The organism is Novosphingobium sp. IK01, assembly GCF_033242265.1.
Taxonomy (GTDB): domain Bacteria; phylum Pseudomonadota; class Alphaproteobacteria; order Sphingomonadales; family Sphingomonadaceae; genus Novosphingobium; species Novosphingobium pituita.
Genome location: NZ_BTFW01000001.1, coordinates 2817457 through 2832981, shown reverse-complemented (window position 1 = coordinate 2832981; position 15525 = coordinate 2817457). Strand labels below are relative to the sequence as shown.

Annotated in this window: 15 protein-coding genes; 11 read left to right on the top strand and 4 right to left on the bottom strand. The window is 67.1% G+C overall.

The genetic code is table 11. The features are described 5' to 3' along the window. The first annotated feature begins 13 nt into the window (after positions 1–13). The 10 genes from SBI20_RS13025 (at position 14) to SBI20_RS12980 (ending at position 9202) form a co-directional block, all read left to right on the top strand. Positions 14–826: a flagellar hook-basal body protein gene (locus SBI20_RS13025; protein ID WP_317975424.1), complete on the top strand. Its 813-nt coding sequence runs from the start codon at positions 14–16 to the stop codon at positions 824–826. Between the two features lie 34 nt (positions 827–860). Further along, positions 861–1616 (top strand): flagellar basal body rod protein FlgF, encoded by a 756-nt coding sequence (locus tag SBI20_RS13020; RefSeq protein WP_317975423.1) that lies wholly within the window; start codon positions 861–863, stop codon positions 1614–1616. Positions 1617–1831: 215 nt separating this feature from the next. Continuing rightward, entirely contained in the window at positions 1832–2620 is a 789-nt protein-coding gene (gene flgG / locus SBI20_RS13015; protein WP_317975422.1) for a flagellar basal-body rod protein FlgG, read from the top strand. A 43-nt stretch (positions 2621–2663) separates the two neighbouring features. Continuing rightward, on the top strand, positions 2664–3446 hold the full coding sequence (locus SBI20_RS13010) for a flagellar basal body L-ring protein FlgH (protein WP_317975421.1): 783 nt from the start codon (positions 2664–2666) through the stop codon (positions 3444–3446). 173 nt (positions 3447–3619) lie between these two features. After that, positions 3620–4711 carry a flagellar basal body P-ring protein FlgI gene (locus SBI20_RS13005; protein ID WP_317976137.1) on the top strand — a complete coding sequence of 364 codons (1092 nt, stop codon included), beginning with the start codon at positions 3620–3622 and terminating at the stop codon, positions 4709–4711. After that, positions 4711–5127 carry a rod-binding protein gene (locus SBI20_RS13000; protein WP_317975420.1) on the top strand — a complete coding sequence of 139 codons (417 nt, stop codon included), beginning with the start codon at positions 4711–4713 and terminating at the stop codon, positions 5125–5127. Before SBI20_RS13005 ends, SBI20_RS13000 begins: the two co-directional genes overlap by 1 nt. A gap of 5 nt (positions 5128–5132) precedes the next feature. Beyond that, positions 5133–6470: a flagellar hook-associated protein FlgK gene (gene flgK, locus SBI20_RS12995; RefSeq protein WP_317975419.1), complete on the top strand. Its 1338-nt coding sequence runs from the start codon at positions 5133–5135 to the stop codon at positions 6468–6470. A 7-nt stretch (positions 6471–6477) separates the two neighbouring features. Further along, the gene (locus SBI20_RS12990) at positions 6478–7404 is read left to right on the top strand and encodes a flagellin N-terminal helical domain-containing protein (RefSeq protein WP_317975418.1); all 927 of its coding nucleotides are present in this window, start codon (positions 6478–6480) and stop codon (positions 7402–7404) included. Between the two features lie 85 nt (positions 7405–7489). Then, the gene (motA, locus tag SBI20_RS12985; protein WP_317975417.1) at positions 7490–8353 is read left to right on the top strand and encodes a flagellar motor stator protein MotA; all 864 of its coding nucleotides are present in this window, start codon (positions 7490–7492) and stop codon (positions 8351–8353) included. A gap of 12 nt (positions 8354–8365) precedes the next feature. Further along, on the top strand, positions 8366–9202 hold the full coding sequence (locus SBI20_RS12980) for a flagellar motor protein MotB (protein ID WP_317975416.1): 837 nt from the start codon (positions 8366–8368) through the stop codon (positions 9200–9202). Between the two features lie 80 nt (positions 9203–9282). Here SBI20_RS12980 and SBI20_RS12975 read toward each other — a convergent pair whose 3' ends face one another. Genes SBI20_RS12975 through SBI20_RS12965 form a run of 3 tightly spaced genes read right to left on the bottom strand, consistent with a single transcriptional unit; the run spans position 9283 to position 13450 of the window. Then, on the bottom strand, positions 9283–10791 hold the full coding sequence (locus SBI20_RS12975) for a DHA2 family efflux MFS transporter permease subunit (protein ID WP_317975415.1): 1509 nt from the start codon (positions 10789–10791) through the stop codon (positions 9283–9285). Position 10792: 1 nt separating this feature from the next. Beyond that, positions 10793–11959 (bottom strand): HlyD family efflux transporter periplasmic adaptor subunit, encoded by a 1167-nt coding sequence (locus SBI20_RS12970; protein ID WP_317975414.1) that lies wholly within the window; start codon positions 11957–11959, stop codon positions 10793–10795. A gap of 57 nt (positions 11960–12016) precedes the next feature. Then, entirely contained in the window at positions 12017–13450 is a 1434-nt protein-coding gene (locus tag SBI20_RS12965; RefSeq protein WP_317975413.1) for an efflux transporter outer membrane subunit, read from the bottom strand. A 165-nt stretch (positions 13451–13615) separates the two neighbouring features. Between SBI20_RS12965 and SBI20_RS12960 the strand changes: the two genes are divergently transcribed. Beyond that, on the top strand, positions 13616–14347 hold the full coding sequence (locus SBI20_RS12960; RefSeq protein WP_317975412.1) for a TetR/AcrR family transcriptional regulator: 732 nt from the start codon (positions 13616–13618) through the stop codon (positions 14345–14347). A 112-nt stretch (positions 14348–14459) separates the two neighbouring features. Here SBI20_RS12960 and SBI20_RS12955 read toward each other — a convergent pair whose 3' ends face one another. Next, positions 14460–15341 carry a flagellin N-terminal helical domain-containing protein gene (locus SBI20_RS12955; RefSeq protein WP_317975411.1) on the bottom strand — a complete coding sequence of 294 codons (882 nt, stop codon included), beginning with the start codon at positions 15339–15341 and terminating at the stop codon, positions 14460–14462. Positions 15342–15525: the final 184 nt, after the last annotated feature.

Genomic DNA, 15525 nt, shown 5'->3' with positions numbered 1-15525 from the left:
GGAGCACACCCCCATGTCGTTCTACACGTCCCTCAACGGCATCAAGAATGCCCAGACCAGCCTCAACGTGGTGAGCAACAACATCGCCAACTCGGAAACCACCGGCTTCAAGAACAGCCGCGTGATCTTTGCCGACGTGGTCGCCGGCACGGCCTTCACCAATCCGCGCCTGATCGAGGGGATCGGCGCCAAGGTGGAATCGATCACCCAGAACTTCAAACAGGGCCCGATGGAGTCGACCGGCTCCTCGCTCGATCTGGCGATCAGCGGCGACGGCTTTTTCACCACCGTCTCGCCCACCACCGGGCAAACCTATTATTCGCGCAACGGCGCCTTCCAGCTCGATCCGGCGGGCGCCATCATCGATGGCTCGGACAACCGCCTCCAGCTCTTCCCGACCGATGCCACCGGCGCGGTCACCAGCACGACCATGATCGACGGCATCGTGCCGGCCACCAATGGCACGGGCTCCGAATTCGCCGGGCTGACCGTGAGCGAGAACGGCAATGTGACGGCCTCCTATGCCGATGGCACCAACACCATCATCGGCAAGGTGGGGCTGGCCACGTTCCTCAATCCGCAGGGCCTGCGCCAGCAGGGATCGTCGGACTGGACTTCCACCGGCATCTCGGGCGCGGCCAGCTATGGCCAGCCAACCAATGGCCAGTACGGCAAGCTCATGTCGGGCTATCTCGAACGCTCGAACGTGGAAATGTCGGACGAGCTGGTCGGCCTGATCGTGGCCCAGCGCGCCTATCAGGCCAATGCCAAGGCCATCGACACCTCGACCCAGGCCACCCAGGCCATCCTCAACTTGCGCAGCTGATCCAAACGGCTGACTGAACGGGAGGGCGCCGCGCATGGACCGGCTGATCTATACCGCCTATTCGGGCATGACCGCCTCGCTCGTGCGCGAGCGGGTGATCGCCAGCAACATGGCCAATACCCAGACCACCGGCTTTCGTGCCGACATGCTCAACGGCGTGCCGATGACCCTCAAGGGGCCCGCGCTCGAAGCGCGCGCGATGACGCAGGACTTCGTCCACGCCTCGAACATGAAGCAGGGAACCGTGGTGCCCACCGGCAACCCGCTCGACGTGGCGCTGACCGGCACGGCCCTGCTCGCGGTGCAGGCGCCCGACGGCAGCGAGGCCTATACCCGGCGCGGCGATCTTTCGGTCAACCCGGACGGACTGCTGCTCAATGGCGACGGACGACCGGTCATCGGCGATGGCGGACCGGTCACCGTGCCGGTCGAGGGCAAGATCACGATTTCGCCCGATGGCTCGGTCATGGCCTCCGACCCGCAGAACCCGACCGCGATCCCGCAAGTGATCGCGCGGATCAAGCTGGTCTCGACCGAGGGCAGCCAGGTGGGCAAGGGGCTCGACGGGCTGTTCCGCGTGACCGGGGCCAATGGCACCATCGGCGCCCTGCCCCAGGACGAGGAAGCCAAACTCGTCCCCGGCTCGCTCGAACAGTCGAATGTCGATCCCACGCAAGTCCTCGTCGAGATGGTCGAGGCGCAGCGCCTGTTCGACATGCGCACCAAGCTGATCGCCACCGCGCGCGAGGTGGATGAACAATCGACCTCGCTCATGCGCCTGCCGTCCTAGCTAAAGTTTGAAGTGAAAACATGATGTCATTCGTCATCCCCGCGCAGGCGGGGATCCAGTGCCCAGGGTTGCCCATGCAAACAGAGCGCCAAGCTGGATTCCCGCCTGCGCGGGAATGACGAGAAAGGGATCGAACATCGCGCGGCGCGCCCATTTGCTCATGCCGCCTATCGTCCGCTCTGATCTTCCGCTGATTTTCGAACGCGAGGTTTCCCATGCCCAGTTCCGCCCTTCATGTCGCGCGTACCGGTCTCGAAGCACAGGACACGCGCATGCGCGTGATCGCCAACAACCTGGCCAACGTGGGCACCACCGGCTTCAAGCGCGACCGCGCCAATTTCGCCACGCTGACCTATCAGGACACCCGCATCGCCGGGCAGCAGTCGTCGAACGAGACGGCCTATGCCACCGGGCTCAATCTGGGCACGGGGGTCACCCTTCAGGGCACCAGCCGGATGGACAGCCCCGGCCCGTTGCAGAACACGGGTGCCGCGCTCGACCTCGCGCTCGATGGCGACGGCTTCTTTCAGGTGAACCTGCCCGGCGGCCAGCTGGCCTATACCCGCGCGGGCAATTTCAGCCGCTCGTCCGAAGGCACGCTGGTCACCTCGCAAGGCTATCAGGTCCAGCCCGCGATCACCATTCCCGAAGGCGCAGGCACGATCACCGTCGCCCCCGACGGCACCGTGACCGCCACCCTGCCCGGCGCCAACGAGGCCACCACGCTCGGCCAGATCACCATCGCCAGCTTTCCCAACTCGCAAGGGTTGCGCGCGATCGGCGACAACTTCCTGATCGAGACCGGCGCAAGCGGCAATGCCCAGATCGGCAACCCCGGTGACGCCGGGCGCGGCCATATCCAGCAGGGCTATCTCGAAGGCTCCAACGTCAATGTCGTCGAGGAACTGGTCGACATGATCGAGTGCCAGCGCGCCTACGAAATCAATTCCAAGATGATCGCCTCGATCGACGAAATGCTGCGCAACGCCAACCAGACGTTGTGATGCACGCGCGATCTTCCAGCCAGAACGCCGGGAACCCCGCCCCATGATGACCCCGTTCGATCCGCTGTTCGATGCCGCGCTGCACGCACGCAAGCCCCGCCATCGCCCGGCGCCCACTCCGCCCCATCTGGCCCCCCGCGCCACCTCGCTCGGCTATCGGCTGATGGTGCTGGTCATGGTGCCCCCGCTGCTGGTGGCGCTGATGCTGATCGCCCGGCCCGCCCATGCGCGCACCCGGATCGAACCGGGCTTCGAGGCCGCCTTGCCCGATCCGCCCGCGCCCAAGCCCGCCGATGGCGGCATCCTCAACCTGACGAGCGGCTATGCCGCGCTGGTCGAGGGCGCCCGCGCGCACGGGGTCGGGGATTCGCTGGTGATCGTGCTGTCCGAACAGTTCACCTCGTCGAAATCGGCAGCCAGCAAGACCGGCAAGACCGCCTCGTTCAGCTTCACCCCCCCCAACAAGGGGCCGCTCTCGCTGCTGAGCGGCAACCAGCTCAACAATTCGGGGGCGAGCACCTTCAACGGCTCGGGCAATGCCTCGCAGACCAGTTCGCTGGGCGGTGAAATTGCCGTCACGATTGCCGAAGTGCGCCGCAACGGCACCGTGCTGGTGCGGGGCAACAAGCGCCTGCTGCTCAGCCAGGGTCAGGAATGGGTGCAGTTTTCGGGCATCGTGCGGCTGGCCGATATCGACACCACCAACCGGGTCCAGTCGGGCCAGGTGGCCGATGCGCGGATCACCTATTCGGGCAGCGGCAGTATCAGCCGCGCCTCGCGCGAGGGCTGGCTGACCAAGCTGCTGTCGTTCTTCAGCCCGTTCTGACGCGCCGTTCCTGTCCCGCGCCCTTCCAGCCGAGGTCCTTCATGCTGCCCCTTCCCGATTCCCTCCCCGATCTGGCCCTGGCCGCCCTCGCCGGCCTGGCCTTGCGGCCTCTGGCCAGCGCGCCTCGCACGGGTGGGGGCAAGGCGCCCCGCCCGAAAACCGGGCTTTCGTGGATGGCCCTGCTCGCTGCGCTGCTGGCCGCCGTGCTGGGGCTTCCGGCGGCAGCCCATGCCGAGCGGGTGCGCGATCTGGGCGAGTTCCAGGGCGTGCGCTCGAACCAGTTGACCGGCTATGGCGTGGTCGTGGGCCTGCCGGGGACGGGCGACGACAACCTCGAATATGTCACGCAGGCTATGCGCGGGGTTTCGGGGCGGCTGGGCGTGCAATTGCCGCCCGGTGTCTCGCCGGGTCTCAAGAACGCCGCCGCGGTCATGGTCACCGCCGACCTTCCCGCCTTTGCCAAGCCGGGCCAGCGCATCGACGTGACCGTCTCGACCATCGGCAAGGCCAAGTCGCTGCGCGGCGGCGCGCTCGTGCTCGCCCCGCTTTATGGCGCGGACGGGCAGATCTATGCGATGGCGCAGGGCAATCTGGCGGTGGGCGGCCTTGGCATCACCGCCAAGGACGGCTCGCAACTGACCGTCAACGTGCCCACGGTCGGCCGCATCGCCGAAGGGGCCACGGTGGAACGCGCGGTGGCCACCGGCTTCGATCGCGACCCGACCTTGCGCTGGAACCTGTTCGACGCCGATTTCCTGAATGCCGCGCGCGTGCGCGATGCGATCAACCGCCGTTTTCCCGGCATGGCCAGCGTGGAGGACGGGGTAACGCTCGCCCTCGCCCTGCCCGGCGGGGTCGATGCACGGGCCAGCACGATGGCCCAGATCGAGGCGATCGAGGTGACCCCTGCCGAAGCGGCGGCCAAAGTCATCGTCAACAGCCGCACCGGCACGGTTGTCATCAACAGTGCGGTGCGCCTGTCGCCCGCAGCGATCAGCCACGGCAAGCTGGTGGTGAAAATCGACGAGAAACCGCGTGTGTCGCAGCCCGGCCCGTTCTCCAACGGACAGACCGCGATTGTCCCCAACAGCCAGATCAGCGCCAGCGAGGACACGGCCCATGTCGCCCTTTTCGCGCCGGGGGCCTCGCTCTCCTCGCTGGTCAACGCCCTTAACAAACTGGGCGTTTCGCCGTCCGATCTGGTGGCGATCCTCGAAGCGCTCAAGCAGGCCGGTGCGCTCAAGGCCGAAATGGTGGTGATCTGATGACCAATACGACCCCGGTTTCAGGCCTTTCGGCCCCCTCTTCTGCCCCCGCGGCGAGCGGCACGGACCGCGCCCGCCTGCACAAGGCCGCGCAGGATTTCGAGGCGATGTTCCTGCGCCAGATCCTGTCCAGCGCGCGCGCTTCGACACAAGGCAGCCAGGCCCTGTTCGGCCACAAACCCGACGACACCTTCACCCAGATGCGCGACGACCGCTTTGCCCAGATCATCGCGCAATCGGGCACACTGGGTCTGGCCGCCCGCCTCGAAGCGCAATTCGCCAGCCATCTGGCCGCCACGGCTGCCGATACGGCCTCACGCGCGGTTTCGGGTGTGGTCTCGGGCGTGGCGTCCGGCGTGCAATCGGCGGCGCACTCTGTGTCCTCGCTTCTTTCCTCCAGCGCCGCGAAAGGCTGAGCGCCATGGCCTCCGATCTTCTCACGATTGCCCGCAGCGGGGTGAAGGCCGCGCGCATCCAGCTCGACATCACCGCCCAGAACATCACCAATGCCTCGACGGAAGGGTACGTCCGCCGCTCGGTCGCCACCGAAGAAGTCGTCTCGCTCGGCTATCTCGGGCAGAACCGCGATGTCTCGCTTTCGGGCGTGCGTGTCTCGGGGGTGATCCGCAATGCCGACGCCTTTCGCCAGGCCGAAGTGCGCCGCACCGGGGCCGACACCGCGCGCGCCGATACCGAAGTGACGGGGCTCGAAAACATCAACGCCGCGCTTGAAAATTCAGGTATCTACGATGCGATCACCGGGGTCGAGGCTGCGCTCCAGCAGCTCACCCAGGCGCCCACCGACACCCCCTTGCGCGCCGCGACCATCGCGGCGGCGCAGACCATGGCCACCAGCTTCAATATCGCCTCCAACCAGCTCGACGCGGTGGCCGCCGGCCAGCAGGCGGGCGCGGCGGACGGGGTGGCGCAAGTCAATGCGATGGCCGCCGAACTGGCGCAGGTGAACGCGCGCCTCTCGCGCATGGCCGATGTCACCACCGATCGTTCGGGCCTGTTCGACCAGCGCGACAAGATCCTTGGCCAGATGGCCCGCTATGCCAATATCGCCACCAGCTTTGCGCCCGATGGCAGCGTGGCGGTGACGCTGGGCGGCACCTCGGGCGCGCCACTGGTCAGCGGCAACAGCGCCCAGAGCGTGGCCATCACGACCGCTGCCGACGGCACGATCACGTATGCCGTCAATGGCGGCGCGGTCACGCTTTCGGGCGGGTCGCTGGCCGGGCAGCAGCAGGTTCTGGTCAACGTGGCCGATGTCCACACCCGGCTCGACGATCTGGCCCAGACCGTCGTCAACACGGTCAACACCGCGCAGGCCGGGGGCACCGCGCTCGACGGCACGGCGGGCGGCGCGCTGTTTTCGGGCAGCACGGCCGCCACCATCGCCATGGCCACCACGCAAGGGTCGGCCATCGCCACCGCCGGGCTGGGCGCCCCTGCCGGAAGCCGCGACATCAGCAACCTGAAAGCCCTGCAAAACGCGCTCACCAGCGCCGATCCGGCCGGAACGATGGACACCATCCTCTATCATGCCTCGGCGGCGGTGCAGTCGCGCACGACCACACGCGATGCGCTCAAGACCATTTCCGACGCCGCGAAGACCGCGCTTCTGGCGCAATCGGGCGTCGATCTCGACACCGAAGCCATCAACCTCACCCGGTTCCAGCAGGCGTTCCAGGCCTCGGGCCGGGTGATCCAGGTCGCCAGCGACCTGTTCAACTCCCTCCTCGCGATCAGGTAGGACAGCCATGACCACCAGCGTTTCGACGACCACTTCGGCCTATTACGACCGATCCGCAAACGATCTGGCCAACTTGCGCGTCCAGATGGAGCGCACACAGACCCAGATCGCCAGCACCCACAAGCTGGTCTCCTCGTCCGACGATCCGCTGGCCGCCTCGCGCCTGCGCAATCTGGCGCGTCAGGACACGCTGGGCAAGATCGACGCGGGCGCGGCCAATCGCGCCACCGCCGACCTCAACCTCGGCGATTCGGCGATGACCGAGATCATCAACACGCTCCAGCGCGTGCGCCAGCTGGCCAACCAGGCCGCCACCGGCACCGTCTCGGACGAGCAGCGCGCCAGCATCGGCAACGAACTGGGCGAATTGCGCGGCAACCTGATCTCGCTGGCCAATTCGCGCGACAGCGCGGGCCATGCGCTGTTCGGCGGCGATGCGGCGGGCGATGCCTACAGCCTCGATCCCGTCACCGGCCTTGTCAGCTATATCGGCAGCGGCACGGCGGGCACGCTGGCGCTGGGCGACGGACAGAGTGTCCAGCGCACGCTGACCGGCCCCGAATTCCTCTCGTTCACCTCGGGCGGTGCGCCGACCGACGTGTTCGCCGCGCTCAAGACCATCACCGACGCGATCAGCGCGGGCGGCAGCGGCGCGCAGAGCGCGGCCAATGCGGCGCTGACCACGCTCGACGACGCGATCACCGCGGTCTCGACCGGGCAGACGGTGGTGGGCACGCGCCTGTCGTGGATCGACCTTGCCACCCAGCGCCAGACCACGATGAGCGAGGCGCGCGCGCAGGACGAAGCGACGCTGGGCGCCACCGACATTCCCACCGCCTATACCCGGCTTCAGGAACTGGCCACCGTGCTCCAGGCCAGCCAGGCCGCCTTTACCAAGATCTCGGGCCTCTCGCTATTTACCATGATGGCGTGAATTTCCGCGCGCATCTGCCGTTCTTTGGAATGGCAGGCGCCTCTTGCGCACGCTGCCCCCGGCTCAATCGACAAGGCTGATTTACATGTACGCTGGCATCGGCATCGTTGTCCTGCTCGCCATGGTCTTTGGCGGCTTCATCATCACCGGTGGCGCCATCGGCCCCGTGGCCGAGGCCATTCCGCACGAAATGCTGATCATCGGCGGGGCAGCGCTGGGCGCGACCATCACCGGCAATTCGCTCCACGAATTGAAGGGCATCGGCGCGGGGCTGGGCAAAGTCTTCAAGGGGCCCAAGCACACCAAGCAGGACCATATCGACGCCATCGTGCTGTGTGCCAAGCTGATGAAGATCCTGCGCAGCGATGGCCCGGTCGCCCTCGAAAGCCATGTCGCCGATCCCAAGAACTCGGCCCTGTTCGCCGAATATCCGCGCCTTCTGGGCAACCATGCGCTGGTCTCGCTGATCTGCGACACGCTGACGCTGATCGTGGTGTCTTCGGGCACGCTCGAAGTCCATGCCGTCGAGGACGTGATGGACCATGCCATGAAGACCCATTTCCACGAGGAAGAGGAAGCCCAGCACGCGCTTCAGGGGCTGGCCGACGCGCTGCCCGCGCTGGGCATCGTGGCCGCCGTGCTGGGCGTGGTGAAGACCATGGGCTCGATCGACAAGCCGCCCACGGTGCTGGGCGCGATGATCGGTTCGGCGCTGGTCGGCACGTTCATGGGCGTGCTGCTGGCCTATGGCATCGTCGCCCCGCTGGCCGGGCGCCTCAAGCAGGTGCTCGACCAGGATGCGATGATCTTTCAGGCGGCCAAGCAGGTGATCGTCTCCTCGCTCCATGGCTGGCCGCAGCCACTGGTGGTCGAGAGCGCGCGCTCGGGACTGGGCCATGCGTTCCGCCCCGGCCTGTCGGAACTGCTCGACGCCCTGCGCGGCCGGTAAAGGAAGCCCCCCATGGCCAAGCCGCCCAAGGGCAAGGAACCGCCCAAGCCGATCATCGTCAAGAAGATCACCGTGGTCGCCGGCGGGCACCATGGCGGCGCGTGGAAGGTCGCCTATGCCGACTTCGTGACCGCGATGATGGCCTTCTTCCTGCTGATGTGGCTGCTGGGCGCGACCACCGAAAAGCAGCGCAAGGGCATCGCCGACTATTTCACCCCCACGCTGGTCAAGACCCGCAAGGGCAGCGCCGGGTCGAACGGGTTGCTGGGCGGTTCATCGCTGACCGATGTCGACAACTATCCCCATCGCGGCGGACAGACCGGCACGCGTTCGATGACCATCCCGCGCGACGCCACCGGCGGCCCCAAGGACGGCGGATCGAAGGTGAAACGCACGCAAGTGATGGAGCAGCGCCTCAAGGAAAAGCTCGACGCCAACGAGAAGCTGCGCAAGCTGGCCAAGCAGGTTCACATGACGATGACCCCCGAGGGCATCCGCATCGACATGCTCGACGACGCGGATTTCTCGATGTTCCGTCTCGGTACCACGATCCTGACCCCGGATGCCGCCGAACTGATCCGCGCCATCGGCCAGGCCATCGCGCCCGAGCCCAATGGCATCAGCGTGCGCGGCCATACCGACTCGCTGCAATGGAAACCGGGCGATCCGGCCAACAACTGGTCGCTCTCGGCAGGCCGCGCCGAGGCCACCCGGCAGGCCCTGATGCACAATGGCATCGCCGAAGGACGCTTCCGCCGGATCGAGGGCGTGGCCGACCGCGAACCGCTGATCCCCGATGCCCCTGCCGATCCGCGCAACCGGCGCATGTCGATCTTGTTGATCGACTGAACGTCCTTTGCCCGATCTTGTTGATCGACTGAACGTCCTTTGCCCGATCTTGTTGATCGGCTGGGCGCCCCTGCCCCGCCTTATCGGCGCGGGCGTGGTTTGGGGGCCAGCCAGATCAGCACGGTGGCCAGGAAGAACACCGCCATGCACACCGAGAAGACCTGCCGCGTGGCCAGCGTGACCGCCTCGGTCTGGACCATCCGGTCGAGCATGGCGAGCGCCTTGTCCGCTGGCAGCGGCATCTGCGGCACCCGGATCAGGCCGACCAGTTCCGAGCGGTCGAACTTGGCCATGTGTTCCCACCAGGTGGTCGACATCGAGGTGGCAAAGGCGCCCGACATCGTGCGCATGAAGTTCTGGATCCCCGCGCCCGAGGCGGTCTGGTCGGGCCGGACCGAGGCCATGGCCAGCGCCGTCGACCCCACGAAGAAGAACGGCATCCCCAGCCCCTGGAGCAATTGCGGCAGGGCGATCGTCCAGAAGCCCATGTCGGTCACCCAGATCGTGCGCAGGATCGCCACGCAGCCGAGCCAGAATGTCCCGAACGAGATCAGCAGGCGCGTGTCGACCTTGCCGACCAGCTGGGCCACGATGGGCGAGAACACCACCGCCAGAATCCCCGTGAAACACATCGCGAAACCGGCCCAGGTCGCGGTGTAATCGAGGTTGGTCTGGAGGAACATCGGGATCAGCACGAGGAAGGTGAAGAAGGCCGCATAGGCCACGCTTTGCGAGAAGACCGCCACCGTGAAGCCCCGGTTGCGGAAGACCGAAAGGTCGACCACCGGGTGTTCCTCGGTCAGTTCCCAGATCAGGAAGGCGATGAAGCCGATCACCGCGACAATCGCCAGCACGACGATGAACGAACTGGCCAGCCAGTCTTCCTCGCGGCCCTTGTCGAGCATGATCTGCAACGCGCTGACCCAGACCACCAGCAGCCCCAGCCCGATGAAATCGATGGGCGTCTTCTGGGTCGGCGTCTCGTAGGGCAGGATCATCCGCCAGGCCGAGACCAGGCAGAACAGCCCGATCGGGATGTTGATGAAGAACAGCCAGTGCCACGACCAGTTGTCGGAGATGATCCCCCCGCAGATCGGCCCGGCAATCGGCGCGACGACCGTGGTCATCGCCCACAGGCCGAGCGCCTGCCCCCCCTTGTCGGGCGGGAAGATGCGCAAGAGCAGGGTCTGCGTCATCGGCATGATCGGCCCGCCGCACAGGCCCTGCGCCACTCGGAAGGCGATCAGCGCGGGCAATGTCGTCGACACCCCGCACAGCATCGAGAACAGGCCGAACCCGGCCAGCGCCATCAGGAACACCCGCACCGCGCCGAACGTGCGCGCCAGCCAGCCGGTCAGCGGCACGCAGATCGCCTCGGCCACGGCATAGGAGGTGAGCACCCATGTCCCCTGCGTGGGCGAAACCGCCAGCGCGCCCGAGATATGGGGCACCGCCACATTGGCGATGGTGATGTCGAGCACGACCACGAAATTGGACAGCGCGAGGGCAAAGCCGGCGAACGCCAGCCGTCCTCCCTTGAGCGGCGCGGGCCCCGCGCCGCCAAAGCTCATCGGCGGACCGCCGGCCATGTCAGTTGGCGCCCCGGCCCGGCTGGTGCGCGCGGGTGTCGATCGTGGCGGTCATCGAAAGACCGATCCGCAACGGGTGCGCGCCCAGTTCATGGGGATCGAGCGAAATGCGCACGGGCAGGCGCTGGACCACCTTGATCCAGTTGCCGGTGGCGTTCTGCGCCGGAATCACTGCAAGGGCCGAGCCCGTGCCGCCCGAGAAACCCTCGACCCGGCCATGGTAGACGATGTCGTCGCCATAGAGGTCGGAAACCAGCTCGACGCTCTGGCCGGGCCGGACATGGGTCAACTGGCTTTCCTTGAAATTGGCGTCGACATGGGCCTGCCCGATCGGCACGACCGTCATCAGCACCGCGCCCACCGCCACGCTCTGGCCGACCTGGACATTGCGCTGGGTGATCACCCCGCTGACCGGCGCGCGGATGATCGTGCGGCCCAGATCGACCCGCGCCTTGTCGAGGCGGGCCTTGGCGGCCAGCACTTGCGGGTTGGTTTCGGGCACGGTGCCCTCGATCAGCGCGGCATTGGCGTTTTCCTGGCCATTGGCAGTGCCGCGTGCGGCCTGCGCCTGGGCGAGGCTGGCGCGGGCGGCGGCCAGCTGGCCCTGCGCCTGGGCAAAGGCATTGCGCGCCGTGGTCAGTTCCTCGCCCGAGACAGCGCCATCGGCGACCAGCGACTGGCGCCGCCTCAGGTCGACCTGCGCGCGCTGGAGATCGGCGGTGGCGACCTGCACTTGCGCGGTCATCCGGGCGATGTCGGCATCGCGTTCGCCCACTTGCGCGGCCAGCGCATGGCCGGTGGCGATCGTCTGGCGCACCTTGCGCAACGCGTCGGCATAGTCGGCCTCGGCAGCGGCGAGCGCGATCTTCGCGTCGGTCTGGTCGAGTTCGACCAGCACGTCGCCCTTGTGGACGACCTCGGTATCGTTGACCGCCACGCGGCGCACGGGGCCGGCCACCAGCGGCGTCACTTGCGCCACTTCGGCGGCGACATAGGCGTTGTCGGTATCGACATAGCGCCCGCCCTCGATCCACGCATAGAGCCCCGCCCCCACCGCGACAGCCGCCAGCACGCAGCCAAAGACGAGGAACGCGCGCTTGCGCTTCGCACGCCGCGCCGTGGCATCCTGGGCAGCGGCAACGGAAATCTGAGGGTCGATGTCAGCCATGGGAGGAACGTCCCGAACAGGAGAGGAAGAGGGAGAAATGCAAGGGAAAGCGCCCGCTCAGGTCGCCTTGAAGCCGCCGCCCAGCGCGCGCACCAGCGCGACATGGGCCGAGAGCGTGCGCGCTTCGAGGTCGGCCAGCAGCCGCCGGTTGGCGATCAGCGCATCTTCGGACGACAGCACCGAGAGATAAGTCGACAGCCCCGCCTCGTAGCGACGGCGGGCGATGCGATAGGCATCGTCCGACGCGGTCACCGCCTCGCGCGCGGCGCGCAACTGGCCATCGACCGAACGCTGCGTGGCCGCCGCATCGGCAACATCGCGCAGCGCCTGAAGCAGGGTCTGGTTGTAGGTGGCCACGGCCTCGTCATACCCGGCGCGGGCCTGACGGTACTGGCCCTTGAGGCGCCCGCCCGAAAACAGCGGAATGCCGATGGCAGGCCCCGCCGAGCCCAGATCCGAGCCGCTGGTGAACAGGTTGCTCAACCCCAGCGACTGCATGCCGATCATCGCGACCAGATTGACGTTGGGATAGAACTGCGCATGCGCCACCGAAATTTGCGCGGCCGCCGCCTCGGCGCGCGCACGGGCGGCGGCGATGTCGGCGCGGCGGCCCACCAGATCGAGCGCGAGATTGGCCGGAAGCCCCTCGGGCGCGAGGCTGTCGAGCCGGGGCAGCGTGATCGCCTCGCCGCGCGCGGGCGGCGCGCCAATGGCGGCGGCCAGCGCGTGACGGGCCAGTGCAATCGATTCGTCCGCCGCGATCAGGTCGGCACGGGCGACGGGAATCGCCGCTTCGGCCTGCCGCTGTTCGGCGCGGGTATCGAGGCCGTTGCGCACGCGCCCCTGCACCAGCCGGGCGGTATCCTCGCGCACGCGCAGCGCCTCGGCCCGGACAGCGCGGGCCGCCGCCGCGCGCGCCAGCGTGGCATAGGCTTCCGCCACGCCGGTCGCGATGGCCAGCCGCGCGGCATCGGCCTCGATCCGCGCGGCCTCGCGCTCGGAAGTCGCCGCGCGCAGGGCCGCGCGGTTCTTGCCGAAGAAATCGAGTTCGTAGTTCGCGCTCAGGCTGACGACGCCGGTATCCCGCCAGCCCTTGGGGGCAAATTCATGCGGGAACAGATAATTGTAGGTCTGCTTGGCCCCGCCGATGTTGACGTCTCCGCTCAGCGAGGGCAGCAGCGCCGCGCCGCTGGCCTGGGCATAGCCTTGCGCGGCATGGAGCCGGGCCTGCGCGGCCACGAGCGAGGGCGAATCCTTGAGCCCCTCCTCGATCAGCGCCGAAAGCTGGGGATCGCCCAGCCCCTGCCACCATGTGTCCGACGGCCAGTCGGCAGGGCGCCGGTCGGCATTCCCGGCCCTGTCCGTGGCAGACGATTCCATGGAAGCGGGAAGATCGCTGGCGGCCACATCGCGCAGGGTCTGCCGGGGCCCCATCGGCGGCGTGGACACACACCCGCCCAGCAAGCCCAGCCCGGCCACGACAGCCAGCAACGACGCCCGGCCTGCCAGGACACGACCAGACACGCCGGCGAAAGAGGAAGACATCGCAAACCTCGGGTAACGAGAGGGGGAAGAGGATCAGAAAAAGCTGTACCAAGCGGTCACTAGGGAGCACTGCCCTCTTGCACTGCGGCTGTCAACTCCTATGTGTACCACATGGTCACTATCCCCAGACTGAAGCGCTGCACGCCCGACGAGCGCCGTGAGAACATCCTCGCGGTGGCCACGCGGGTCTTTACCCAGTCCGGCTATGGCGAGACCTCGATGTCGTCGATCGCGGCCGAACTGGGCGGTTCGAAGGCCACGCTCTACAAATACTTCCCCTCCAAGGAGCATCTGTTCGAGGCTGTCCTGCTGCGCAATTGCGGCGAGGTGAAAGCCGCGCTCCAGGCCCTCGCGGAAAACGATTCGGACGATCTGGAAGCCATGCTCGCCGACTTCGGCACGCGTTTCCTCTCGACGCTGTGCAGCCAGCGCTCGCTCGATGTCTACCGGATGGTCCATGCCGCCAGCGTGCAGTTTCCCGAGGCCGCGAAGCTGTTCTTCCGCTCGGGGCCCGATCATTCGCGCCGCAGCCTCGCGCCGATCCTCGCCCGGCAGGCAGCCTTGCGCGGAATTACCCTGGAAGACCCGTGCATGGCCGCCGACCAGTTTCTGGGCATGGTGCGCGGCAACCTGCACATGCGCGTGGCGCTTCGCGTGATTCCCCCGCCCGAGCCGGACACGATTCGCCGCTATGCCAGCCATGCGGCCCATGTGTTCACGCAGTGGCTGCTCCTCGCCGCGCCGCGCACGGGCGAACAGGGCGAGCAAGGCGAGCGGGCCGAATCGCCCTCTCCTGATTTGCCCTCGCCCGATTCGCCTCAGGCGTCTTCGCCAGACGCCTGAAACCCGGCGATCCTGAAGAATCGCCGGGCACAGAAACCCTCTCACGACCAGGCCCCTGCCCCCGCCCGCCCGAAGGCGGACGGAAGCCCGTCGCTGATCGAAACCGCCCCGATCAGCGCAGCAGGGTCAGCACGTTCTGCTGGCTCTGGTTGGCCTGGGCGATCATCGCGGTCGAAGCCTGGGCCAGGATCTGGGCCTTGGCCATCTGGGTGGTTTCGGCCGAGTAGTCGGTATCCTGGATACGGCTGCGCGCGTCCGAGAGGTTGGTGATGTTGTCGTTGAGGTTGTTCACCACCGATTCGAGACGGTTCTGGCCGGCGCCCAGCGTGGCGCGGGTGGCGTTCACTTCCTTGAGCGCGGCATCGACATTGTCCATCGTGGTCGAGGCCTTGGTCGTGTCGGTCACGTCGAGCGCCTGGGACGTGGAGGTCGAGTCATAGGCGGTCAGCGTGCCGCCGAACAGGTTGACGCCGCTGAACGCCTTGCTGACGATGTTGACCGTGTCGCCGGTTTCCGCGCCGGTCTGGATCGACTTGGTGAGGTCGTCGCTGCCGTCGGTCGCCGCCGTGCCACCAGCCACGGCGAACACGTTGTTGCCGTTGAACTTGGTGTTGTTGAGCACGTCGGAAATCTGGTTGGTGAGGTTGGCCACTTCCGACTGCATCGCGTCGCGGTCCGACTGCTGGTAGGTGTCCGACTTCGACTGGACCGCCAGCTCGCGCACGCGCTGGAGCATGTTGGTCACTTCGCTCAGCGCGCCTTCGGCCGTCTGGGCCATCGAGATGCCGTCGTTGGCATTGCGCACGCCCTGGCTCATGCCGGTGATCTGCGCGGTCATGGTCGTGGCGATCGCGAGGCCCGCCGCGTCGTCCTTGGCGCTGTTGATGCGCTTGCCGGTCGACAGACGTTCCATCGCGGTCTGGGCCATGCGGCTGGCCGAGTTCGATGCATTGGTCGCCTTGATGGCGCTGACATTGGTGTTGATAACCGCCATGATTCTTCTCCGTGTATTCGCGTCTTTGACCCGGCCCGGACAAATCGGGGGGGCCGCTTCCGGGGTCTGGTCTTTCCGGCTGCACGGCAAAGAGCGGCAGGATGGGCGGCAATTTAAGGGCAAGCTTTTGCCGGTTGGCGTTTTTCGGCGGTTTTGCGGACGGGCCAGAAATAGACGATTCCCC